Raw genomic sequence first — 21,923 nt, forward strand, 5'->3', positions numbered from 1 at the left:
CTTTAACTCTGGTGTTGTTTAAGGTGCACAGGATACGACAGAACGCGCGCCCGACACAGGACTTCTTGGCCGATGCCTCAGAAAATCCCGTGCCACAATGCGCGCGCGCAGACGTGGTTTACGTTTTTGCGGCGGCGGGCGAACGGCGCAGCAGCCCTTCGCCGGCAAACAGGATCAGCGCGCCCCAGATCAGCGCGAAGCCGACCAGGCGGTCCGCCGTAAATGCTTCCTTGAACAGCAGCACGCCGAGCAGGAACTGCAGCGTCGGCGACAGGTATTGCAGCAGTCCCAGGATCGACAGCGGGATCTTGCGCGCGCCGGTGGCGAACAGCAGCAGCGGAATCGCGGTGAACGGCCCGGCCATCACCAGCAGCCAGCGGGTGGTGTCGGATTCGGTGGTCAGGAACATGTTCTGGCCGTTGACGGTCAGCCAGATCACGTAGCCGGCCGCCAGCGGGAACAGCACCATGGTCTCGAACGACAGGCCTTCCAGCGCGCCCAGCGCCGCGGTCTTGCGCAGCAGGCCATAGGCGCCGAACGAGAACGCCAGGATCAGCGCGATCCACGGCACCGTGCCGGCCTGCCAGGTGAGCCAGCCCACGCCCAGCGCCGCCACCGCGATCGCGGCCCACTGGGCCGGACGCATGCGTTCCTTCAGGATCAGGTAGCCCAGCATGATGTTGACCAGGGGATTGATGAAGTAGCCGAGGCTGGCCTCGATCACGTGGTGGTTGGTGACCGACCAGATGTACACCAGCCAGTTGGCGCTGAGCAGCAGCGCCGACAAGACGAAACTGAAGAACACGCGCGGCCGGCGCACCTGCTCCAGCCATTTCCACTGGCGCCGCAGCACGAGCAGGATCAGCAGGAAGGCGAGCGACCACACCATGCGGTGCGCCAGGATCTGCAGCGGCGGCACCTCGTCCAGGGCGTGGAAATACAGGGGGAACAGGCCCCAGCACAGGAATGCCAGAGCCGCGTAGAGAATGCCAGAGCGCATGGGAATTGTAAGATGTGAGTGAATTGCCAGAGCGGCATTATCCGCCAATCCGCTCGAGGTTGCTGGCGCAGGCAATATTGACGCGGGTGTATGATGCGCCACGAAATGTACTTGCAATTTCTTGACCGGTATTCTATGGTGCGCCGCACCAATACAACAGCAATGGTGCAATCTTGACCCTAGAGAACAAGAAGAGCAGCCTGGCCGCACTGACCCTGGCGGCGGTCGGTATCGTCTACGGCGATATCGGAACCAGCCCGCTGTACACGCTGCGCGCGGTGTTCGACCAGGACCACGGCCTGCCCCTGAATCCGGCCAACATCCTCGGTGTCATTTCTCTGATCTTTTGGGCGCTGACGGTGATCGTCTCGCTCAAGTACGTGACGCTGGTGCTGCGCGCCGACAACCGCGGCGAAGGCGGCATCATGGCATTGATGGCGCTGGCTACCAACTCCGTGACGCGCCATTCGCGCTGGAGCTTCCCCTTGCTCTTCATCGGCGTGATCGGCGCCACCATGTTCTACGGCGACAGCGTGATCACGCCGGCGATCTCGGTGCTGGGCGCGATCGAGGGCCTCGAAGTGGCCGCGCCCGGCATGTCGCACTACGTGGTGCCGCTGGCGGTAGTGGTGCTGGTGGTGCTGTACAGCGTGCAGCGCCACGGCACCGCCGGCATCGGTCGCTTCTTCGGTCCGGTGATGCTGGTGTGGTTCCTGGCACTGGCGGCGATGGGCATCGTGAACATCATCGAAGCGCCGGTGATCCTGAACGCGCTCAATCCCTACCACGCGCTGCACTTCATGCTGGAAAACAAGATGCTGGCCTTCATCGCGCTCGGCGCGGTGGTGCTGGCGATCACCGGCGCCGAAGCGCTGTACGCCGACATGGGCCACTTCGGCCGCAAACCGATCCGCATGGCCTGGTTCCTGATCGCCTATCCGGCGCTGACCCTGAACTACCTGGGCCAGGGCGGCCTGCTGATCGTGCAGCCGGACGCGGTAGAAAACCCGTTCTACCACCAGCTCGGCACCTGGAGCGTGATCCCGCTGGTGATCCTGTCGACCATGGCCGCCGTGATCGCCTCGCAGGCGACCATCTCGGGCACCTATTCGATGACCAAGCAGGCCATCGCGCTCGGCCTGCTGCCGCGCATGCGCATCATGCACACCTCGGAAAGCGAGATCGGCCAGATCTATATCCCGGCCGTGAACTGGCTGCAGCTGGCGGTGGTGCTGATCGCCGTGATCGGCTTCGGTTCGTCGGACGAGCTGGCCGGAGCGTATGGCATCGCGGTCACCGCGACCATGATGATGACCACCATCCTCACCTTCTTCGTCACGCGCTATCGCTGGCATCTGCCGCTGTGGGTGTGCCTGGGCGCGACCGGCTTCTTCCTGACCATCGACGTGCTGCTGTTCTCGGCCACCGCGCTCAAACTGTTCCACGGCGGCTGGTTCCCGCTGCTGATGGGCACCACGCTCCTGATCCTGATGCTGACCTGGAAGCGCGGCCGCGAGCTGGTGTTCCAGAACCTGCAGAAGCACGCGATTCCGCTGGAAGCGTTCATGGAGTCGCTGTTCGTGGCGCCGCCGACGCGGGTGCCCGGCACCGCGATCTTCCTGCGCGGCGAAAGCGACGGCGTGCCGCACGCGATGCTGCACAACCTGTCGCACAACAAGGTGCTGCACGAGCGCGTGGTGTTCCTCACCGTGCACATCCGCGAAGAACCGTGGGTGGCGCCGGACGAGCAGATCCAGATCGTCGACCTGGGCCACAACTGCTACCAGCTGAACATCCACTACGGCTTCAAGGACGAGGCCGACATTCCGGACATCCTGGAGCGCAGCGGCGAACTCGGCCTGCCGTTCGAGATGATGGAAACCTCGTTCTTCATCGCGCGCCAGACCGTGATCTCGGCCCCGGGCGGCGGCATGGCGCCGTGGCGCGAGAACCTGTACGTGGCGATGTCGCGCAATGCGCGCAGCGCGGCGGACTATTACCAGATCCGCACCAACCGGGTGATCGAGCTGGGGACGCAGATCGAGATCTGAACGTGGGGAGCGATGGCGAACGACGGCGTCAGAATTTCCCCACAGAATACAAATCGCGGACAAATTCACCACAGTTTCATGGAACTGCTCGGGTAAGGTTCAAAGTTTCATTTTGCAAACTTTGTTTACCCTACCTTTCAAGAAGGACCTCCCATGAAGCTGAAGTTCCCCGTGATCGCCGCCTTCACCGCCATGATCGCCCTGAGCGCCTGCGGCGGCGGCAGCGACGACAATGGCGGCGGCAAGACTGCGGTCAGCAGCCCGACCACACTGACCAAGACCGACAACACGGTCGGCGCCGGCGCCGAAGCCGTGGCCGGCAAGCAAGCCACCGTCAACTACACCCTGTGGCTGTACGACGCCTCGAAGTCGGACTTCAAGGGCGTGCAGAAGGATGCCGGCACCGGCTTCCGGTTCACGGTCGGCGGCAACGGCGTGATCGCGGGCTTCGACCAGGGCGTGGCCGGCATGAAGGTCGGCGGCAAGCGCACCGTGCTGGTGCCGTCGAGCCTCGGCTACGGCGCCTCGGGTTCGAACGGCATCCCGCCGAACTCGGGCCTGGTGTTCGAAGTGAGCCTGACCGCCGTAAACTAAGCACGGCAGTGGCGCCGGCCGGGCCATGCCCCGGTAGGCGCGCACGACTGATCTGGCGCACGGTCCGCCACCTCGCGACGGGCGATGCTCGTGGCGCCGCAAGGAGCCCCGATCATGCGCCCGTTTTGCTTGTTCCTTTGCCTGCTGCTGATGCTTGCCGTTCCCGTCACCGCGGCAACGGCGGCCGCCGCTGCCGCTACCGAATCTGCAGCCGGCTCTCCCATCTCTCCCGCCTGTAACGTCGTCTCGATCGACCCTGCCGCCTCCGGCGAGCCGCCGGCCTGGCTGTTGCTGGCGTCGGCGGTCGTCTTGCTGGCGGCCGGGCGCCTGGCCGGGTCTCGGTAGGCCCGAGCGACTTCCTGCGCTGGCGCAGAACCACGGCCGACTGTTTGCGCGATGGTTGAGATTCGTCGTGCATACAAGGGATCCGCCATGTTTCTCCGCAAAACTTTCTTAAAAATCTTGCCGCAGCTGATGTTCGCGCTGGCATGCGTGGCGCCGTTGCCGGCGCTGGCCGATCCGCTCTACCGCATGACGCTGCTGCCGCAAGACTTCACCGCCGCCGCGCTGAACCGGGCCGGACTGGTGGTCGGCAGCGCGCAGGGCGGAGCGGCGATCTGGTCGCCCACGGCGACCACCTATCTCGGCGCGCTGCTGCCCGGCAGCCAGGGACTGGCGATCAACGGCAATGGCGCCATCACCGGCATCGCCGGCGACGGCGCCTTCATCTATGCCGACGGCGCGCTCACCACCTTCGGCCTGCCGCCCAGCACCTGGGCCACCGCGATCAACGACGCCGGCCAGGTGGCGGGCTTCACCAGCCAGGCCTTCGGCATCCGGCAAGCCTTCATCTATGCCGACGGCAGCTACACCGACCTGCCCAGCTTCGGCGGCGACATCAGCGTGGCCAACGCGATCAACGCCGGCGGCCAGGTGGCGGGCTACGCCAGCGTGGCGGCGGGTGGCGACGACTGGCCCGATCCGCAGCGCTACGCTGCCCTGTACCGCGACGGCCAGGGGCGCAATCTCGGCTCGCTCGGCGGTCCGATCAGCGAAGCGAACGACGTCAACGACAACGGTTTTGTCACGGGCTGGTCGCTGCTGGCCGACGGCGTCGGCGAGCGTCCCTTCCTGTTCTCGCCGCTTGTCGACGGCTTGCGCGACCTGGGCACGCTGGGCGGCGTGGTCGCGCGCGCCAACGCGCTCAACAATGCCGGCGCCGTGGTCGGTCTGTCCGACATCGGCGGCGCCGACGGCTTCGAGTACCACGCCTTTATCTACGGCGCCGGCGGCATGGCCGACCTGAACGACCTGGTGGGCGGACTGGGCGAGTGGCGCCTGACCAGCGCGGCCGACATCAACGACGCCGGCCAGATCCTGGCCGAGGCCTGCCGCAACGGACTCGACGAGTGCCGCGCGGTGCGGCTCGACCTGCTGACGCCGGTGCCCGAGCCGGGCGCCTGGGTGCTGATGGCCGCCGGGCTGGCGGCGCTGCTGTGGCATGCGCGCCGGCGCGCACGCTGCGCTGCGGCGCCGCTCCCTGCCGGCCGTGGCGCGCCGGCAGCGGCAGCGCTGGCCATGCTGGCCTCGGGAGCGCTGCTGGCCGTACCCCTGCCCGCCGCCGCGGCGGGGCAGGCGGCGGGAGACGAGCCCCGTTTCCGGGTTACCTTCCTGCCGCCGGCGCTGATCGGCAGCGCCATCAACAGCCAGGGCTGGGTGGCCGGCTATAACGGCAGTGCCGCCGTATGGGACGGCAGCACGCTGCGCGATTACGTGGCGCTGGCACCCGGTTCGGCCGCCTATGGCATCAACCGCCAGGGCCAGCTCGCCGGCGTCCACCTGGACGCGGCCCACGTGTTTTCAGACGCCGGACTGCGCAACGTGGGACGCCAGATCCTGCAGGGGGCGAGCTACGCCATCGCCATCAACGACAGCGGTGGCCTGGCCGGCGGTTCCTACTTCGGCGTGGGCGAGCGCTCGCGCGGCTTCGTCCTGATCAGCGGCGTGCTGCGCATGATCCCGAGCCTGGGCGGCGACTGGAGCAGCGCGGCGGCGATCAACCGCAGCGGCCAGGTGGCCGGCACCGCCGCGCGCGAGGGCGATGCGATTCCCGAACCGTTCCGCCGCGCCTTCATCTTCCGCGACAAGACGATACGCGACCTCGGCACGCTGGGCGGACGCAACAGCAACGCCAACGACATCAACGATGGCGGCCAGGTGGTGGGGGGCGCCGAGACCGGCGCGCTGGACGAGTTCGATAACCCGATCCAGCGCCCGTTTCTCTACAGCGGCGGCGCGATGCGCGACCTGAGCGTGCTGGGCGGGGGACCGTATCTGGCGTATGGCGTGGCCAATGGCCTCAACAACCAGGGAACCGTGGTCGGCGATTTCGTGGCCGAGACGCCGGACGGCCCGGCGTCGCGCGCTTTCCTGTATGAGGGCGGCAGGTGGCGCGACCTGAACGAACTGACCACGCTGCCGGCAGGCTGGGTGCTGACCTGGGCGCGCGACATCAACGATGCGCGCCAGGTGCTGGCGCAGGCCTGCGGCCCACAAAGCTGCCTGTACGTGCGGCTCGATCCGGAGCCCTAGCCGGCTTGCGTGGGCCAGGCCGGGCTTGGCGGAGCGCGCGCACCCAGCCGCCTCGAGCCTTGCGCGCGCGTTCAGCGCAGCATGTCGATGTGCATGATGCCGTCTTCGTCGTAGGGCGCCGAGACGGTCTGGAAGCCGAAGCTCGCGTAGAAGCGCTCCAGGTATTGCTGGGCGCCGATGCGGATGCGGTGGCCTGGGTACAGTCGCTCGGCGCAGGCGATGCCCTGGTCGAGCAGGGCGCGGCCGGCGCCGGTGCCGCGCGCGGCGGCGGTGGTGACCACGCGTCCGAGCGACATCTCGTCGTACTTGGCGCCCGGCGCCAGCACGCGCAGGTAGGCGGCCAGCACGCGCTTGCCGTCGACGGTGCGCCAGCCGAGCAGGTGATGGGCCTCGAGGTCGTAGCCGTCGATGTCCGGGTACAGGCAGGTCTGCTCGAGGATGAAGACGTTCTGGCGCTGGGCCAGCACTTCGTACAGGTCGAACGGGGTGAGGTCGGCGAAACGGGAGAATTGCCAGTCGATGAGGCTAGGGGCGGTCATGTGCGGAAAGAAGTTGGTCGAGAAGCGCAGCTATTGTGCCATGTCCGGCGGCAGCTTCATGCGGCAGCGTTCCTGCGCGCCGTTACTCCACGCCGTTACTCTACATCGTCACTCCGCCGCAGTCTCGAAGCCTTCCAGCACATTGACGGCGTGGATGCCCGTCTCCGCGCCGCCGTGGCCGCCCTCGAACACGAAGGCGGTCGGCAGGCCGAGGTGGGCGATGCGCTCGCCCAGGCGCAGGAAGTCGCCGCCCTGCAGGCCGAAGCGCGCCTGCGCGCCATGGGCGCAGGTGTCGACGCCGAGCGACACCACCAGCGCCTGCGGCCGCGCCATCGCGATCTTCACGCAGCCGGTCTCGAGCGCGGCGAACCACGCGGCGCTGCCGCCGCCGGGCGCGAGCGGGACGTTCATGTTGTAGCCGGCGCCGGCGCCATTGCCGGTCTCGTCGGCGTGGCCGGCATAGAACGGCCAGGCGCCGCGCGGGTCGGCGTGCAGCGACACCACCAGCACGTCGTTGCGGCCGTAGAAGATGCTCTGGGTGCCGTTGCCGTGGTGGTAGCCGAGGTCGAGGATGGCGACCCGCTCCAGGCCATCGTCGAGCAGGTGCTGGGCCGCCAGCGCGGCATTGTTCAGGAAGCAGGCGCCGCCGAAGAAGTCAAAGCCGGCGTGGTGGCCCGGCGGGCGCGTCAGGGCGAAGGTGCCGCGCTCGCCGCGGCGCAGCGCATGCGCGGCGTTGACCGCGCAGTCGGCGCCGGTCTTGGCCGCGATCCAGGTGCCGGCGCTGAGCGGCGTGATGGCGTCGGTCGAATACAGGCCGAGGCGGGCGATGAAGGGTTCGGGTTCGAGGTCGGCGCGCAGGGTGCGCACCGGCCAGGCGGCGGGCAGGGCGTCGCGCCCGGCATTGGCCGGGTCGAGCGCGCTCCATTCGCTCCAGGCCGTGCGCAGGAAGTGCAGGTAGCGCGGGCTGTGCACCCGCTCGAGCGTGACCGGCGGCACGCCGTGCGGCGTGACGATCGCGCCCAGGCCGCGCCGCTCGCATTCGCGCAGCACGGCCGTGGCCTGCTCGGGCCGGTCCAGCGGCAGCGCCCCCTCGCCGCGGCGCGGATCGGTGCGGCTGGCATGCTGGACGTGGTGTTCGTTATAAAACGTGAGCAAGGCTTCCTCGCGATGGCGGCGGCGCCGGACGATCCGGCCAGCTTGAATAGCCGGTCGACAGCAGCGCCGGCATTCGCCCCGGCATCCAGCCGCGCCGGCTTGCCCTGCTATCCGGCCCGGCCTAGTTGTTACCGCATAGTGTACTGCTGTTGTAGGCGGCGACGAAGTCGTCGAAGCTGCCGCTGTCGCTCGCTTCGATGCTGGCCTGCTCGGCGCGCGAGGCGGCGGCGGTCTCGTCGAACAGGGCTTCCTCGGCCGGCATCAGCGGGCTTTCGCGCAGCGCGGCGGCGTGCAGCTTGCTCTGCTGCAGGCCGAAGGCGGCGGCCGAGCCGAGCGCGCGGATTTCTTCCAGCACGCGCGCCGACGGGGTCAGGGAAGGATCCTCGACCTTGGCCTTCTGGCGGCCCAGCGCGGCCTGGTGCACGCCGTCCTCGTTGTGGCCTTCGTCCAGCAGGCGCGCCACCGGGCGGATGCGTTCGATCAGTTCCAGCGCCCAGTCCTTGAGCGGCACTTCGGCGCCGTCGCGGGTCAGCGTCAGGTCCGGGCGGCGGCCTTCCTTCACCGTGCGCGCGAAATTGCGCGCGTGCAGGGCGCTGTCGTGGGCGCTGATCAGCGGGCTTTCCTCGAGCGCGCAGAACAGCAGGAAGGCGTCCAGGAAGCGGCCGGTCTCGAGCGCGATGCCGACCGGCTCGAACGGGTCGACGTCCAGGCAGCGCACCTCGATGTATTGCACGCCGCGGTTGCACAGCGCCTGCACCGGACGCTCGCCGGTGCGGATCACGCGCTTGGGACGGATGGTCGAGTAGTACTCGTTCTCGATCTGCAGCACGTTGGTCGACAGCTGCACCCATTCGCCGTTCTTGTGGGTGCCGATTTCCTGGTATGGACCGTAGGGGCGGTTCACCGCATCCATCAGGCTGGTGACATAGCTTTCCAGGCTGTTCTCGTGCGGGCTCAGGCCCGACTGGGCGTCGTTCTGGTAGCCCAGGTCGCTCATGCGCAAGCTGGTCGCGTACGGCAGGTACAGGGTGTCGTCGGACAGGGTTTCCAGATTGTGTTCGCGGCCGCGCAGGAAGCTGGTGGTCAGCGCCGGGGTGGCGCCGAACAGGTACATCAGCAGCCACGAGTAACGCCGGAAATTGCGGATCATCGCAATATAGCTTTCCGACTGGAAGTCGCGCAGCGCGTGGCGGCGCTCTTCGACTATGCCTTCGTCGTGGGCGAATAGCTGCCACATTTTTTCCGGCAGCGAATAGTTGTAGTGGATACCCGCGATGCATTGCATCGCCTTGCCGTAGCGCAGCGCCAAGCCGCGCCGGTAGACGTGCTTGAGCATGCCGATGTTGGAGCTGCCGTAGTTGGCGATCTCGATCTCTTCCTCGGGCGGCAGCTCGCCCGGCATCGACACGCTCCACAGCATTTCGTCGCCCAGCCTGGCGTAGGCATGGCGGTGGATCGCGTCCAGGCGGTGCAGCGCCAGCGCGATATCGTGCTCGGCCGGCGTGATGAATTCGAGCAGCGCTTCGGCATAGTCGGTGGTGACGTGCGGATGCGTGAGGGCCGAACCCAGTGCCGCCGGATGCGGCGTGCGCGCCAGCTGGCCCGCCTGGTCGACACGCAGGGTTTCGCGTTCGATGCCGCGCAGGCCCTGGCCCAGCAGGGCGCGGTGTTCATCGTCGTCGAGCAGGGCCAGGCGGCGGTTGAATTGGTTCGACACAGTGTTTCCTTTCTTATACTGCCAGTTCTCGGTTGGTGCAGAGAGTAACCGAAAAACGGACGACGCGCCCGAGGGCGCCTCATTCCTGCCCGGAAGCGCCGGACGGCGGGGTTGGCGCGGGATCGGATGGCGTTGACGGCGGCTTGGACGGCGTTGCTGCAGGCGCTGGTGCGGCGGGCGCGGCCGGCGCTAGGTCCGGTGCTGCCGATGGCGCCGTCTTCGCTTCCGGCGCCGGCGCCAAAGGCGCCTTCTCGGTCGCGATCCAGCGTCCCATCTGGCGCTCCAGCTCCGGCAGCGGCAGCGCGCCGCCGGCCAGCAGCGCATCGTGGAAACGCCGCAGGTCGAAGCGCGCGCCCAGCGCCGCCCTGGCCTGGGTGCGCAGCGCCAGGATGCGCAGCTGGCCGATCTTGTAGCCCAGCGCCTGGGCCGGACGCGCGATGTAGCGGTCGACCTCGGCCGCGTTATCAAGCGGCGGGTTGGCGGTGTGCGCGTTCAGGTAGTCGATCGCCTGGCGGCGCGACCAGCCCATCGCGTGAATGCCGGTGTCGACCACCAGGCGCGCGGCGCGGAACATCTCTTCGTTCAGATGCCCGAACAGCGAAAACGGGTCCTGGAACAGCCCCAGCTCCGGCCCCAGGCCCTCGGCATAGGTGGCCCAGCCTTCGCCGAAGGCGTCGTACCAGCCGTGGCGGCGAAACGCCGGCAAGCCCTCCAGCTCCTGGGCGCGCGCCACCTGCAGGTGGTGGCCGGGCACCGCTTCGTGCAGGGTCACGGTGTCGACCTGCCAGATCGGGCGCGCCGCCAGCTGGGTGCTGTCGACCACCAGCGCCGCCGTGCGCTCGCGGCTGCCCGCTTCGTAGAAGGCGGCCGGCTGGCCGGGGCCGGGCGCGCTCATCGGCTTGACCACGATGCCGGCGTCCGGCATCACCTCCACCACCCGCCCCAGCCGCGCCTGCACCAGCGCCAGCGTGCGCCGGTAGCGGTCGAGCAGCGCTTCGGACGAGGTGAAGAACAGGCGCCGGTCGCTGCGCGCGAACGCGATGAAGCCGTCGAAGCCGCCGCGGTAGCCGGTGCGCGGGATCACGCGTTCGATCGCGGCGCGCAGGCGCGCCACCTCCTGCAGGCCGAGCGCATGCACCTGGGCCGGCGTGAGCGCGGTGGTGGTGGCGTTGCGCACCAACAAGGCGTACCAGTCGGCGCCGCCCGGCAGCGCGCCGGCGCCGATGCTCTCGCGCGCGGTCGGCACGTATTCCTGGCGCAGGAATCGCTCCAGCCTGGCCAGCGCCGGCGCCACCGTGTCGGCCAGCGTGGCGGCGCCGATGGCGCGCAGCTGCGCGCGCACGTCGGGTGCGATGCTGGCCGGGATGCGCTGGAAGGGCGCGCCGAGCGCGCCGTCGGACAGGTTGTCGCGCAGTGCGCGCAAGGCGTCCGGCACCGGCGCCACCACCACGCGCGGCGTGGTCCACCCGGCCTGGACGCCGGCGCGCAGCTGGGCGATCAGGCCGTCGACGTGCGCCGGCACGGCCTGCAGCCGCGCCAGGTAGTCGAGATAATCGGCGTCGGTCTGGAACGGCATCTGCGCCACCAGCCGCGGCAGGCGTAGCTGCAGGCCGTCGTACGCCGTGATCGGTTGCGGATCGAAGGCGCTCAGCATGGCCGCCGCCAGCGCCTGTTCCTTGGCCGCGACGAACAGGTCGTACGAGACCTGGTCTGGCGCGCTCAGCTGCGCGCGGTCGATGGCGTTGGCGGCGTCCAGCATGCGCCGTTCGTGCTCGCGCGCGGCCTGGCGCGCGGCGAGCGAGGTGTCGGACAGGCGCGCGTTGTAGCGCCGGTCGCCCAGTGCGGTGGCTTTTTCGGGATGGTAGCGCAGCTGCCATTGCCAGTCGCGTTCGTACAGCCCGGCCGCTTGCAGCGCCGGGGTCGCGCCGTCCACACCCGCCTCGACGTTGGCCGAGCAGGCCAAGGGCGTCAGCAGCAGGACGGACGTGACGAGAGAGGCGAACAGGACGCGCATGCAGGCTCCGAAGTCGGGACTGGCCATTTTAGCAATCCCGTCCGAAGCGAAGCGCTCAGGAGCCGAAGCGGCCTCCGCTGACCCGTTCGATATTGCCAAGGTCGCGCCAGCTTTGAATCTCACTGAAGCCCTGCGCCTTGAGCAGCGCACGCACGGCGGCGGCCTGGTCGTAGCCGTGTTCGAGCAGCAGCCAGCCGCCGTCTTGCAGATATTCGGGGGCGCCGGCGACGATGCTGCGCAGGGCCGCCAGGCCGTCGCCGTGGTCGGTCAGGGCGTCGATCGGTTCGAAGCGCAGGTCGCCTTCGTCCAGGTGGCGGTCGCCCGCCACGATGTAGGGCGGGTTGGAGGCGATCACGCCGAAACGTTCTTCATCGGCGGCAAGCGCGCCGAACCAGTCGCTGCGCAGGAAGCGCACGCGCGCGCCGTTGGCGGCGGCGTTCTCGCGCGCGACGCTCAGGGCGGCGTCGCTGACGTCGAGCGCGGTCACGTCGGCGTCCGGCCGGTTGCAGGCCACGGCCACCGCGATCGCGCCGCTACCGGTGCCCATGTCGAGCAGGCGGCCTTGCGGCGCCAGGCGCTCCAGCACCAGTTCAACGATCAGTTCGGTATCCGGACGCGGGATCAGGGTCGCCGGCGTCACCTTGAACGACAGCCCGAAGAATTCGCGTTCGCCGGTGATGTAGGCGATCGGCTCGCCGTCCAGGCGCCGCTGCACCAGCGCCGTCACCAGCGCGATTTCGTCTTCGGTCAGGACCCGTTCGGACTGGGTGATCAGGGCCACGCGCGGCAGGTGCAGCGCATGGCACAGCAGGATGCGGTTTTCGAGCGGGTCGAGCGGCAGGGCCTGGCGCGCCTGCGCGAGCGTGCTGCCGGCGGCGATCATGCCGTGGCGCCGCCCTGGCGCGTCTTGCCGGCGCGGCGCTGGCGCACCAGCACCCAGGCCAGCAGCACGGTCAGGACCACGAACCACACGGCCGACCACTGCGGAATCGCCAGGCCCAATACCTTGTCGACCGCGCCGGTGCACAGGCCGTCGGCGCGGAACAGCCACGGCAGGTATTCGGCGCTCGGGATCTTGTTGAGGAAGGTTTCCATCGGATCGATGCCGCACGAAAAGCCCGGATTGGCGATCACGTACAGGTGCTTGCCGACCGTGTACAGTCCGCCCACGGCGCCCAGCAGCGCGACCAGGGTCCAGACCCGCACCTTGCCGCTGATCGCGCCGACCAGGCTGGCCACGCCGATCGCCAGGAACATGTAGCGCTGGATCACGCACAGCGGGCAGGGCTGCATTTCCAGCGCATGCTGCAGATAGAGGGCGACGCCGATCAGGGCGAAGCAGATCGACGAGATGGCGTACAGGACCTGGCGGTTGGTGGGGAGCATGGCGGTGTTTTCGTAAGATGGGACCGGGAAGGAGCAGGCCATTTTCGCATAAACGCGCAGCGCCGCTCCCGGCTATTTTCAGTCTGACAACTTAACCATGACTTAATGCCAGGATCAATCCCCCAGCGCCGCCAGCTGCTCGGCCTGGTGTTCCGCCGCCAGCGCCGTGGTCAGTTCGCTCAGGTCGCCATCCATGATGAAGTCGAGCTTGTACAGCGTCAGGTTGATGCGGTGGTCGGTCAGGCGTCCCTGCGGGAAGTTGTAGGTGCGGATGCGTTCGCTGCGGTCGCCCGAGCCGATGAGGCTCTTGCGGGTGGCCGCCTCTTTCGATTGCTGCTCGCGCAATTGCGCATCTTTCAGGCGCGCCGCCAGCACCTTCATGGCCGAGGCCTTGTTCTTGTGCTGGCTGCGGTCGTCCTGGCACTCCACCACCAGCCCGGTCGGCAGGTGGGTGATGCGCACCGCCGAGTCGGTTTTATTGATGTGCTGGCCGCCGGCGCCCGACGCGCGATAGGTGTCGATGCGCAGGTCGGCCGGGTTGATGTCGATATCTTCCAGCTCGTCGGCCTCGGGCATCACCGCCACCGTGCAGGCCGAGGTGTGGATGCGGCCCTGCGTTTCGGTGGCCGGCACCCGCTGCACGCGGTGCCCGCCGGATTCGAACTTGAGCTTCGAGTAGGCGCCATTGCCGACGATGCGCACGATCACCTCGCGGTAGCCGCCCAGGTCCGAGGTCGACTCGGACACCATCTCTACCTGCCAGCGGTTGCGCTCGGCGTAGCGGGTGTACATGCGCAGCAGGTCGCCGGCGAACAGGGCCGATTCGTCGCCGCCGGTGCCGGCGCGGATCTCGAGGAAGATGTTGCGCTCGTCGTTGGCGTCCTTCGGCAACAGCATCTTCTGCAGCTCGAGCTCCAGGCCCGCCATGCGCTCCCTGGCGCCGTCGATCTCTTCCTGCGCGAACTCCTTCATGTCCGGATCCGATAGCAGCTCCTGGGCCGCCGCGGTGTCGTCCAATGCGCCCTGGTACTGGCGGTACACCGCCACCAGTGGCGACAGCTCGGCATGCTCGCGCGTCATCTTGCGGTAGTTGTCCATGTTCGCGGTCGCGTCCTGGCTCATCAACAGTTCGTCGAGCTCGACCAGGCGGTTGGCGAGTTGGTCCAGCTTGAACAGCATGGAAGGTTTCATAGGCAATCTCTGGAATTCGGGAATCGACACCGCACGCTGCGGCAGGATGCGCTCGCAGGAAGCGCGGATGGCGCCAGGGCGCCGAAGGGAGGGGACGCTAACGGCGGCCGCGGTACAGCTGCGGCAGCAGGTCGGCCAGGCGCGCGCGTTCGTCGCCCTGGGCCTGGTGCAGGGCCTGTTGCGGGCCGTGCAGGAACTTGGCGGTCAGTCCGCGCGACAGCGCTTCCAGCACCGCCTCGGCATCGTCGCCGCGCGCCAGCATCTTGCGCGCGCGTTCCAGCTCGGCCAGGCGCAAGGCCTCGCTCGACTCGTGCAGCTCGCGGATCACCGGCACCACGGCGCGGTCGCCCACCCAGTGCATGAACGATTCGACCCGGGTCTCGATGATGGCCTCGGCCTGGCGCACGGCGGCCTGGCGGCTTTCCATGCCGGTCTGCACCACTTGCGCCAGGTCGTCGACGGTGTACAGGAACACGTCGTCCAGGCGCGCGACTTCCGGCTCGATGTCGCGCGGCACGGCCAGGTCGACCATGAAGATCGGACGGTGACGCCGCGCTTTCACGGCGCGCTCGACCAGGCCGAGGCCGATCAGCGGCAGCGTCGAGGCGGTGCACGAGATCACGATGTCGAAGCGGTGCAGCTGCTCGGGCAACTCGGCCAGGCGGATCGCGTTGCCTTCGTAGCGGGTCGCCAGCGCCTCGCCGCGTTCCATGGTGCGGTTGGCGATCGTGATCGACTTCGGATTCTGGGCCGCGAAGTGGGCCGCGCACAGCTCGATCATCTCGCCGGCGCCGATGAACAGCACGTGCTGGTCGGCGATGCGGTCGAAAATGCGGTGCGCCAGGCGCACTGCCGCGGCCGCCATCGACACGCTGTGGGCGCCGATCTCGGTGGTGGTGCGCACTTCCTTCGCGACCGCGAAGCTGCGCTGGAACAACTGGTGCAGATAGGTGCCGAGGCCCCCGGCCTGCTCGGCGGTGCGCACCGCGTCCTTCATCTGCCCCAGGATCTGCGGCTCGCCCAGCACCATCGAATCGAGCCCGGAGGCGACGCGGAAGGCGTGGCGCACGGCGTCGTGCTGCGGCAGCAGGTACAGGTGCGGGCGCAGCTCGGCGTAGTTGAGGGCGTGATAGTGCGCCAGAAATTGGGCGGAAGCGTCGAGCGGATTGGGCAGGCTGCTGGCCGCGTACATCTCGGTGCGGTTGCAGGTCGACAGGATCGCCGCTTCCTGGGCATCGCTCACCGCACCCTGGCGCGCGAACCAGCTGCGCGCCGACTGCACCGCCTTGCCGATCTGGTCGGGCGCGAGCGCCAGCTGCTCGCGCAGCGAGACCGGTGCGGTGGTGTGGTTCAGGCCAACGGCAAGCAGTTGCATTCTGGGGGGAGGTCAATGGACTGCGGCCATTATACCCTCTTGCTTTCAGGGTTTCAGGGGATGGCCCCGGTTTTGCCGGCTTGGCAACGCCCGGAGCCGGGGCTCAGGCGCCCAGTTTTTCCAGGCGGTAGCCGTAGCTGTACACCGGCACCAGACGGAAGCCGTTCTCCGGGCGCAGGTGCAGCTTGTTGCGCACGCGCGAAACGTGGGTGTCCATCGTGCGCGACGGGATGTCGGTATCGCGCACCCAGACCGATTCGTGGATGTAGGCGCGCGACAGCGGGCGGCCGATGTTGCGGAAGAACAGCAGCGCCAGCGAGAATTCCTTTTGCGTCACGTCGATCGGCGCACCGTCCTTCAGCAGGCGGCCCGGGCGGGTCTCGAAGGTATAGGGCCCGAACTGCAGCTGCTCGGCGCTGTTCTGCGACGGATAGGCGCGGCGCAGCAGGGCCGAGACGCGTGCCACCAGCTCGCCGCGGCGCAGCGGCTTGATCAGGTAGTCGTCGGCGCCGGCGGTGACGCCGGCGATGATGTCATCTTCCGCATTGCCACCGACCAGGAACATGGTGGGGGCATTAGAGGCCAGCTTTTCCTTGGCGCGGCGTAGTACCTCGGGCGCCCCCATGTCCGGCACGCCCCAGTCCATGACCAGCATGTCTGTGCTTTCCTTGCGCAACTGGGCGAGCAGATCGCGTGCGTTGTCGTAGTGCTGGCAGCTGTGGCCGGCGGCGCTCAGCACCTGGCAGATCAGGTCAGCTTGCTGGCGGTCTTGCTCGAGTACGGCGATCTTCATGATGACACGTTTATAATAAGTTGCCTATGTAGGAAGTCTCCTACAAGGGTTTAAGCAAAATATATCAGACTTTCACAAAACAGTGCTAACGGTAAACATCCAATTTGCATTTGAAGTCACGACCTGTTGTGTTAAGGGGACCACGTAGTATTTTTCCCTATAGACGTACACTGGAAACGTGATGTCATCCAGTTAAGAGAGGGAGAATGAATATGTTGTTTCCACGCAAAAGTGTGACTTTCGATGAGGATCGGGTACCGGTCAGCGGCGCCGAGATCGATACGGTCCGGCAGCGCAGCCTGGCGCTGGTCAAAAAACGCGCCGCGATGTCGGCGGCGGTGGCCGCGGTGCCGGTGCCGGGCCTGGACGTGCTGGCCGATATCACCGGCTTCGCCAAGCTGGTCGACGAAATCAACGCCGAATTCGGCCTCACCCAGCAGCAGATCGAGCGCCTGCATCCGCGCCTGCGCGTGATCGCTTACAAGGCCGCGGCTTCGGTCGGCGGCATGCTGGTGGGCAAGCTGGTGACGCGCGGCGTGGTCGCGCGCATGTTCCGGCGCGTGGCCGGCCGCATGGCGGTCAAGACCACGGCCAAGATGGTGCCGCTGGCGGGGCAGATCGCCTCGGCCGCGATCGGCTACGCCCTGTTCAAGAAAATGGGCGAACAGCACGTCGAGGCCTGCGTGCGCGTGGTGCGCGAGCTCGACAAGGCGGGCGTGGACGACGTCGGCGCCCTGCCGCAGGTGCAGGCCAAGGAAGCGGCCGACGCGGTCGAGGAGACCGTCAAGGACATCCGGCGCGAGGCCGGCAAGGATGCCGCCCAGGCGCCGGGATTGCCGACCTGAGCATGAGGACGTAGAAACGACAATGCCCGCGCGGGCGGGCATTGTCGGGTACGTTTGCTGGCTGCGGATCAGCTGTCCGGCAGCACGACGTTAACGTCGAGCACTTCCAGGTTGCCCTGGCGGTCGAGCGAGATCTTGATGTCGTCCGGGTTGACCTTGGCGTACTTCGAGATCACCGCGATCAGTTCCTGGTGCAGGGCCGGCAGGAAATCGGGCCCGGTGCGGTTGGTCCGTTCGCGCGCGATGATGATCTGCAGGCGTTCCTTGGCGGCCGTCGCGCTCTTCTTTTTTTCTGGGAACAGGAAGGAAAGCAATGCCATCTCACTTGGCTCCGAAAATGCGCTGGAACAGTCCCGGCTTTTCGTAGTTGGTAAAGCGCAGCGGACGGTCTTCGCCCAGGAAGCGTGCGACCACGTCCTCGTAGGCGTCGGCTACATCGGTACCCTTGAAGTGGATCGCCGGGTTGCCCTGGTTCGAGGCGTGCAGCACCGATTCCGATTCCGGAATGATGCCGATCAGCGGAATGCGCAGGATTTCCTGCACGTCCTGGTACGACAGCATCTCATCGGCTTCGACGCGCTTCGGCGAGTAACGAGTAATCAGCAAGTGTTCCTTGACCGGCTCGGTGCCGCTCTGGGCGCGGCGCGACTTGGCCTGCAGGATGCCCAGGATGCGGTCCGAGTCGCGCACCGACGACACTTCCGGATTGGTGACCACGATCGCCTCGTCGGCGAAGGTCAGCGCCATCAGCGCGCCGTGCTCGATGCCGGCCGGCGAATCGCAGACGATGAAATCGAAGTCCATCTTGACCAGGTCGTTGAGCACGCGCTCCACGCCGTCTTCGCTCAAGGCGTCCTTGTCGCGCGTCTGCGAGGCCGGCAGGATGAACAGGTTGTCGCAGTGCTTGTCCTTGATCAGCGCCTGGTTCAGGGTCGCTTCGCCATTGATGACGTTGATCAGGTCGTAGACCACGCGGCGCTCGCAGCCCATGATCAGGTCGAGGTTGCGCAGGCCGACGTCGAAGTCGATCACGGCGGTCTTGTGGCCGCGCATGGCCAGGCCGGTGGAAAAGCTCGCACTGGAGGTCGTTTTACCCACACCGCCCTTGCCGGACGTCACAACAATAATTCGTGCCACAAAAATGTCCTTTATTCAGTCACTGTGAGTTCGGTCAGGCGCGCGGTGACGCGCTCGCCAATGCCTGGATGTCGATGCGGTCGCCGACCAGGCGGATCTGGGTCGGCTGGCGCGCCAGGTCGCTCGGGAAGCCTTCGTCGAAGGTGCGGTACACGCCGGCGATCGAGACCAGTTCGGGCTGCATCGACAGCGCGAAGATGCGTGCTTCGGCGTTGCCGGAAGCGCCGGCCAGCGCGCGGCCGTTCAGCGGCGCATACACGTGGATGCTGCCATCGGCGATCAGTTCGGCGCCGTTGTTGACGGTCGCGGTGACGATCAGGTCGGCGCCGCGCGCATAGATGCGCTGGCCGGCGCGTACCGGGGTGTCGACGATCATGGCCGCGATCGCAGGCGCCAGGGCGGGCGGGGCCGGGATCGGCGCCGGCGCTGGTGTCGGTTCGGGTGCCGGCTCGGGCGCTGCTGCCACCGGCGCGACCGGTGCCGCAGCCGGGGCCGCTTGCGGAGGCGCCGCTTCGGGCGGACGCGCGCCGCTGGTGCCGTCGTCCAGTGCCAGGCCATTGGCGCGGATCGCATCGATCATGGCCGGGCTGGCGCCGCGCACGGCGACCGCGTTCAGGCGGTATTTCTTCAGCAGCTGCACCAGCTTGGGCCAGTCGATCGCCGGCGCTTCGTGGGCGATGGCGGCGACGTCGATCACCGCGAACTCGTCCTCGAAGAAGTCCGAGACGCCGCCGGTCATCTGTTCCAGCGCCGTGTCGATCGCCTGCGGATCGGCCGAATGCAGGATCGTGGAAATGGCGACGACCGTGGAAATCTTGATCTCGATGGGCAGCGTGGTTTTGGGCATAAACAGGGATGGTTGGCGTTGCGCTCGTGCATTCTACTTTGAAAATTGTAGAAAAGGACAGAAGCGCACGCATCATTCCTAACGGAAATTGAACGCGTACACGTTACCAATAATTAAGTTATGCGCTAGGTCAAACCTGCACGCTTGCTTTGTTGTTTGTGATGAATAAACTGCTAAGATTGATGTTGCTTAAACATCAGCCCGGACCGGCTCGCCGCGACTTGCAGTTTTTTTGATGCCTGCAATGTGCGGCGCCGGCCGCGATCCGCGCCTTTGGGCGCCGCGCAAGTCGCGGTTCGCCCGTCCTGGGGAAGTCTGAACAATGCCGGCTGGGGCCGGCTGAACGGAGAATGCACATGGAAGACGTAGTCATCGTGGCCGCCGGCCGCACCGCTGTCGGCAAGTTCGGCGGCACCCTGGCCAAGATCCCCGCCGCCGAACTGGGCGCGCAAGTCATCAAGCACCTGATCGAGAAGACGGGCATCGATCCCGCGGCGGTCAGCGAAGTCATCCTGGGACAGGTGCTCACCGCCGGCGTCGGCCAGAATCCGGCGCGCCAGGCCGTGATCAAGGCCGGCCTGCCCGACATGGTGCCGGCCTACACCATCAATAAAGTCTGCGGCAGCGGCCTCAAGGCCACCCACCTGGCGACCCAGGCGATCCGCTGCGGCGACGCCCAGATCGTGATCGCCGGCGGGCAAGAGAACATGAGCGCCTCGCCGCACGTGCTGACCGGTTCGCGCGACGGCTTCCGCATGGGCGACGCCAAGCTCACCGACACCATGATCGTCGACGGCCTGTGGGACGTCTACAACCAGTACCACATGGGCGTCACTGCCGAAAACGTCGCGCGCAAGTACGAGATTTCGCGCGCCGAGCAGGACGAATTCGCGCTGCAGTCGCAACTGAAGGCCGAAGCTGCTCAAAAAGAAGGCAAGTTCAAGGACGAGATCATCCCGATCGAGATCCCCTCCAAGAAAGGCACCACGATCTTCGACAGCGACGAATATCCGAAACACGGCAGCACGCTCGAAGCCCTGGCCAGCCTGCGCCCGGCGTTCAATAAAGAAGGTTCGGTCACCGCCGGCAACGCCTCGGGCATCAACGACGGCGCCGCCGCCGTGATCATGATGAGCGCCTCCAAGGCCAGGGAGCTGGGGCTGACGCCGCTGGCGCGCATCAAGGCTTATTCGTCGTCCGGCCTGGACCCGTCGGTGATGGGCATGGGCCCGGTCTCGGCCTCGCGCCTGTGCCTGCAGAAGGCGGGCTGGACCCACGAAGACGTCGACCTGATGGAAATCAACGAGGCCTTCGCGGCCCAGGCCATCGCCGTCAACAAGGAAATGGGCTGGGACACCTCGAAGATCAACGTCAACGGCGGCGCGATCGCGCTGGGCCACCCGATCGGCGCCTCCGGCGCGCGCGTGCTGGTGACCCTGCTGCACGAAATGATCCGGCGCGACGCCAAGCGCGGGCTGGCCAGCCTGTGCATCGGCGGCGGCATGGGCGTGGCGCTGGCGGTCGAGCGCGACTGATCACGGCCAAGCGCCGATCAGCGCAAGCACACACGCTGACGTCTGGGCGCAAGCACGCACGAACGACGAGATTGGCTCGCCGGCTGTCGCCTGACGGGGCAGCCGGCGGTTTCAAGCGATGGGCAAAGTAGCACACAATAAAACTGGAGAAGACAATGGCTAGAGTGGCATTAGTAACGGGCGGCATGGGCGGCCTGGGCGAAGCGGTGTGCATCAAGCTGGCCGCGTTGGGCTATAAAGTGGTCACCACGTTCTCTCCGGGGAACACCAAGGCCGACGCCTGGCTGGGCGCGATGCGCGAGCAGGGCTTCGATTTCAAGGCCTACGCCTGCGACGTGGCCGACTACGATTCGGCGCAAGATTGCGTGCGCCAGGTGATGCAGGATGTCGGCCCGATCGACGTGCTGGTGAATAACGCCGGCATCACGCGCGACATGACCTTCAAGAAGATGGACAAGGTCAACTGGGACGCGGTGATGAAGACCAACCTCGATTCCGTGTTCAACATGACCAAGCCGGTCTGCGACGGCATGGTCGAACGTGGCTGGGGCCGCATCATCAACATCTCGTCGGTCAACGGCCAGAAGGGCGCCTTCGGCCAGACCAACTACTCGGCGGCCAAGGCCGGCATGCACGGCTTCACCAAGGCGCTGGCGCTGGAAGTGGCGCGCAAGGGCGTGACCGTCAACACCATCTCGCCGGGCTATATCGGCACCAAGATGGTGATGGACATCCCGAGCGAAGTGCTGGAAACCAAGATCATCCCGCAAATCCCGATGGGCCGCCTGGGCAAGCCGGAAGAAGTCGCCGGCCTGGTTGCTTACCTGTCGTCGGACGAAGCGGCCTTCGTCACTGGCGCGAATATCGCGATCAATGGCGGGCAGCACATGTCCTGATCGTTTAGCCGATCGGCACGAAGCACCGCGATGCGGTGCTTTTTTTTCGCCCTTGCAGGTGTAAAACCGTTCTTCCAAACTTATGCAAATCTAACCGGAATTAGCTTTGCGGTTGGATTCCTGCTTCGCCGGAGCCGGTTTCACCTCGCATTGCTGCAAAGCCAGAGCCTTCTCCTCCACAGGCCGACACGGTGGAACGCACCGCCATGTTTCTCAGGTTGATCGCTGCGTTGACGTCCCGGTCGTGCAATACCCC

At 66.9% G+C, this 21,923-nt stretch carries 20 protein-coding genes; 7 read left to right on the forward strand and 13 right to left on the reverse strand.

What is annotated here, in order from left to right; genetic code table 11:
- Window positions 1–118: 118 nt before the first annotated feature.
- A complete protein-coding gene (gene rarD / locus QPK27_RS09075) occupies window positions 119–1,000 on the reverse strand; it encodes an EamA family transporter RarD (RefSeq protein ID WP_290417894.1) in 882 nt (293 codons plus the stop codon).
- 173 nt (window positions 1,001–1,173) lie between these two features.
- Here rarD and QPK27_RS09080 point away from each other — a divergent pair, with 173 nt between their 5' ends.
- The 4 genes from QPK27_RS09080 to QPK27_RS09095 all read left to right on the forward strand — a co-directional run bounded on the left by QPK27_RS09080 (window position 1,174) and on the right by QPK27_RS09095 (window position 6,237).
- Complete coding sequence (locus QPK27_RS09080; protein ID WP_290417895.1) at window positions 1,174–3,051, forward strand: potassium transporter Kup; 1,878 nt, start codon at window positions 1,174–1,176, stop codon at window positions 3,049–3,051.
- Between the two features lie 153 nt (window positions 3,052–3,204).
- Window positions 3,205–3,645 carry an FKBP-type peptidyl-prolyl cis-trans isomerase gene (locus QPK27_RS09085; RefSeq protein ID WP_290417896.1) on the forward strand — a complete coding sequence of 147 codons (441 nt, stop codon included), beginning with the start codon at window positions 3,205–3,207 and terminating at the stop codon, window positions 3,643–3,645.
- Between the two features lie 114 nt (window positions 3,646–3,759).
- The gene (locus tag QPK27_RS09090) at window positions 3,760–3,990 is read left to right on the forward strand and encodes a hypothetical protein (protein WP_290417897.1); all 231 of its coding nucleotides are present in this window, start codon (window positions 3,760–3,762) and stop codon (window positions 3,988–3,990) included.
- 87 nt (window positions 3,991–4,077) lie between these two features.
- The gene (locus QPK27_RS09095; protein ID WP_290417898.1) at window positions 4,078–6,237 is read left to right on the forward strand and encodes a PEP-CTERM sorting domain-containing protein; all 2,160 of its coding nucleotides are present in this window, start codon (window positions 4,078–4,080) and stop codon (window positions 6,235–6,237) included.
- Between the two features lie 71 nt (window positions 6,238–6,308).
- Here the strand turns inward: QPK27_RS09095 and QPK27_RS09100 are convergent, their stop codons facing one another.
- From QPK27_RS09100 to QPK27_RS09140, 9 genes are all read right to left on the reverse strand, one after another.
- Window positions 6,309–6,776 carry a GNAT family N-acetyltransferase gene (locus tag QPK27_RS09100; protein WP_290417899.1) on the reverse strand — a complete coding sequence of 156 codons (468 nt, stop codon included), beginning with the start codon at window positions 6,774–6,776 and terminating at the stop codon, window positions 6,309–6,311.
- Between the two features lie 108 nt (window positions 6,777–6,884).
- Window positions 6,885–7,931 (reverse strand): histone deacetylase family protein, encoded by a 1,047-nt coding sequence (locus tag QPK27_RS09105; RefSeq protein ID WP_290417900.1) that lies wholly within the window; start codon window positions 7,929–7,931, stop codon window positions 6,885–6,887.
- Between the two features lie 121 nt (window positions 7,932–8,052).
- Window positions 8,053–9,648 (reverse strand): glutamate--cysteine ligase, encoded by a 1,596-nt coding sequence (gene gshA / locus QPK27_RS09110; RefSeq protein WP_290417901.1) that lies wholly within the window; start codon window positions 9,646–9,648, stop codon window positions 8,053–8,055.
- A 79-nt stretch (window positions 9,649–9,727) separates the two neighbouring features.
- The gene (locus QPK27_RS09115) at window positions 9,728–11,662 is read right to left on the reverse strand and encodes a DUF885 family protein (RefSeq protein ID WP_290417902.1); all 1,935 of its coding nucleotides are present in this window, start codon (window positions 11,660–11,662) and stop codon (window positions 9,728–9,730) included.
- 55 nt (window positions 11,663–11,717) lie between these two features.
- Entirely contained in the window at window positions 11,718–12,545 is an 828-nt protein-coding gene (gene prmC, locus QPK27_RS09120; RefSeq protein WP_290417903.1) for a peptide chain release factor N(5)-glutamine methyltransferase, read from the reverse strand.
- The gene (locus tag QPK27_RS09125) at window positions 12,542–13,048 is read right to left on the reverse strand and encodes a disulfide bond formation protein B (protein WP_290417904.1); all 507 of its coding nucleotides are present in this window, start codon (window positions 13,046–13,048) and stop codon (window positions 12,542–12,544) included. Before QPK27_RS09125 ends, prmC begins: the two co-directional genes overlap by 4 nt.
- 114 nt (window positions 13,049–13,162) lie before the next feature.
- The gene (gene prfA / locus QPK27_RS09130) at window positions 13,163–14,239 is read right to left on the reverse strand and encodes a peptide chain release factor 1 (protein ID WP_290417905.1); all 1,077 of its coding nucleotides are present in this window, start codon (window positions 14,237–14,239) and stop codon (window positions 13,163–13,165) included.
- Window positions 14,240–14,336: 97 nt separating this feature from the next.
- Entirely contained in the window at window positions 14,337–15,614 is a 1,278-nt protein-coding gene (gene hemA, locus QPK27_RS09135) for a glutamyl-tRNA reductase (protein WP_290417906.1), read from the reverse strand.
- A 103-nt stretch (window positions 15,615–15,717) separates the two neighbouring features.
- Window positions 15,718–16,407 (reverse strand): response regulator transcription factor, encoded by a 690-nt coding sequence (locus tag QPK27_RS09140; protein WP_290417907.1) that lies wholly within the window; start codon window positions 16,405–16,407, stop codon window positions 15,718–15,720.
- A gap of 233 nt (window positions 16,408–16,640) precedes the next feature.
- On the opposite strand from QPK27_RS09140, the gene QPK27_RS09145 reads away from it, so the two are divergent.
- A complete protein-coding gene (locus QPK27_RS09145) occupies window positions 16,641–17,252 on the forward strand; it encodes a hypothetical protein (protein ID WP_290417908.1) in 612 nt (203 codons plus the stop codon).
- Between the two features lie 68 nt (window positions 17,253–17,320).
- Here the strand turns inward: QPK27_RS09145 and minE are convergent, their stop codons facing one another.
- The 3 genes from minE to minC are packed head-to-tail and all read right to left on the reverse strand — an operon-like array spanning window position 17,321 to window position 19,236.
- Window positions 17,321–17,572 (reverse strand): cell division topological specificity factor MinE, encoded by a 252-nt coding sequence (minE, locus tag QPK27_RS09150; protein WP_290417909.1) that lies wholly within the window; start codon window positions 17,570–17,572, stop codon window positions 17,321–17,323.
- A gap of 1 nt (window position 17,573) precedes the next feature.
- Entirely contained in the window at window positions 17,574–18,389 is an 816-nt protein-coding gene (gene minD, locus QPK27_RS09155) for a septum site-determining protein MinD (protein WP_290417910.1), read from the reverse strand.
- Window positions 18,390–18,423: 34 nt separating this feature from the next.
- Window positions 18,424–19,236 carry a septum site-determining protein MinC gene (gene minC, locus QPK27_RS09160; protein WP_290417911.1) on the reverse strand — a complete coding sequence of 271 codons (813 nt, stop codon included), beginning with the start codon at window positions 19,234–19,236 and terminating at the stop codon, window positions 18,424–18,426.
- Window positions 19,237–19,592: 356 nt separating this feature from the next.
- Between minC and QPK27_RS09165 the strand changes: the two genes are divergently transcribed.
- Both QPK27_RS09165 and phbB read left to right on the forward strand, forming a co-directional pair.
- Entirely contained in the window at window positions 19,593–20,771 is a 1,179-nt protein-coding gene (locus QPK27_RS09165; RefSeq protein ID WP_290417912.1) for an acetyl-CoA C-acetyltransferase, read from the forward strand.
- Window positions 20,772–20,926: 155 nt separating this feature from the next.
- Complete coding sequence (phbB, locus tag QPK27_RS09170) at window positions 20,927–21,667, forward strand: acetoacetyl-CoA reductase (RefSeq protein WP_290417913.1); 741 nt, start codon at window positions 20,927–20,929, stop codon at window positions 21,665–21,667.
- Window positions 21,668–21,923 lie beyond the last annotated feature (256 nt).

The organism is Massilia sp. YIM B02443, assembly GCF_030411955.1.
GTDB lineage: Bacteria > Pseudomonadota > Gammaproteobacteria > Burkholderiales > Burkholderiaceae_D > Telluria.

Coding starts and splice junctions, on each gene's coding strand:
- rarD (WP_290417894.1), bottom strand. CDS start 1,000: ATGCGCTCTGGCATTCTCTACGCGGCTCTGGCATTCCTGTGCTGGGGC.
- QPK27_RS09085 (WP_290417896.1), top strand. CDS start 3,205: ATGAAGCTGAAGTTCCCCGTGATCGCCGCCTTCACCGCCATGATCGCC.
- QPK27_RS09090 (WP_290417897.1), top strand. CDS start 3,760: ATGCGCCCGTTTTGCTTGTTCCTTTGCCTGCTGCTGATGCTTGCCGTT.
- QPK27_RS09095 (WP_290417898.1), top strand. CDS start 4,078: ATGTTTCTCCGCAAAACTTTCTTAAAAATCTTGCCGCAGCTGATGTTC.
- QPK27_RS09100 (WP_290417899.1), bottom strand. CDS start 6,776: ATGACCGCCCCTAGCCTCATCGACTGGCAATTCTCCCGTTTCGCCGAC.
- QPK27_RS09115 (WP_290417902.1), bottom strand. CDS start 11,662: ATGCGCGTCCTGTTCGCCTCTCTCGTCACGTCCGTCCTGCTGCTGACG.
- prmC (WP_290417903.1), bottom strand. CDS start 12,545: ATGATCGCCGCCGGCAGCACGCTCGCGCAGGCGCGCCAGGCCCTGCCG.
- QPK27_RS09125 (WP_290417904.1), bottom strand. CDS start 13,048: ATGCTCCCCACCAACCGCCAGGTCCTGTACGCCATCTCGTCGATCTGC.
- prfA (WP_290417905.1), bottom strand. CDS start 14,239: ATGAAACCTTCCATGCTGTTCAAGCTGGACCAACTCGCCAACCGCCTG.
- hemA (WP_290417906.1), bottom strand. CDS start 15,614: ATGCAACTGCTTGCCGTTGGCCTGAACCACACCACCGCACCGGTCTCG.
- QPK27_RS09140 (WP_290417907.1), bottom strand. CDS start 16,407: ATGAAGATCGCCGTACTCGAGCAAGACCGCCAGCAAGCTGACCTGATC.
- minE (WP_290417909.1), bottom strand. CDS start 17,572: ATGGCATTGCTTTCCTTCCTGTTCCCAGAAAAAAAGAAGAGCGCGACG.
- minC (WP_290417911.1), bottom strand. CDS start 19,236: ATGCCCAAAACCACGCTGCCCATCGAGATCAAGATTTCCACGGTCGTC.
- QPK27_RS09165 (WP_290417912.1), top strand. CDS start 19,593: ATGGAAGACGTAGTCATCGTGGCCGCCGGCCGCACCGCTGTCGGCAAG.
- phbB (WP_290417913.1), top strand. CDS start 20,927: ATGGCTAGAGTGGCATTAGTAACGGGCGGCATGGGCGGCCTGGGCGAA.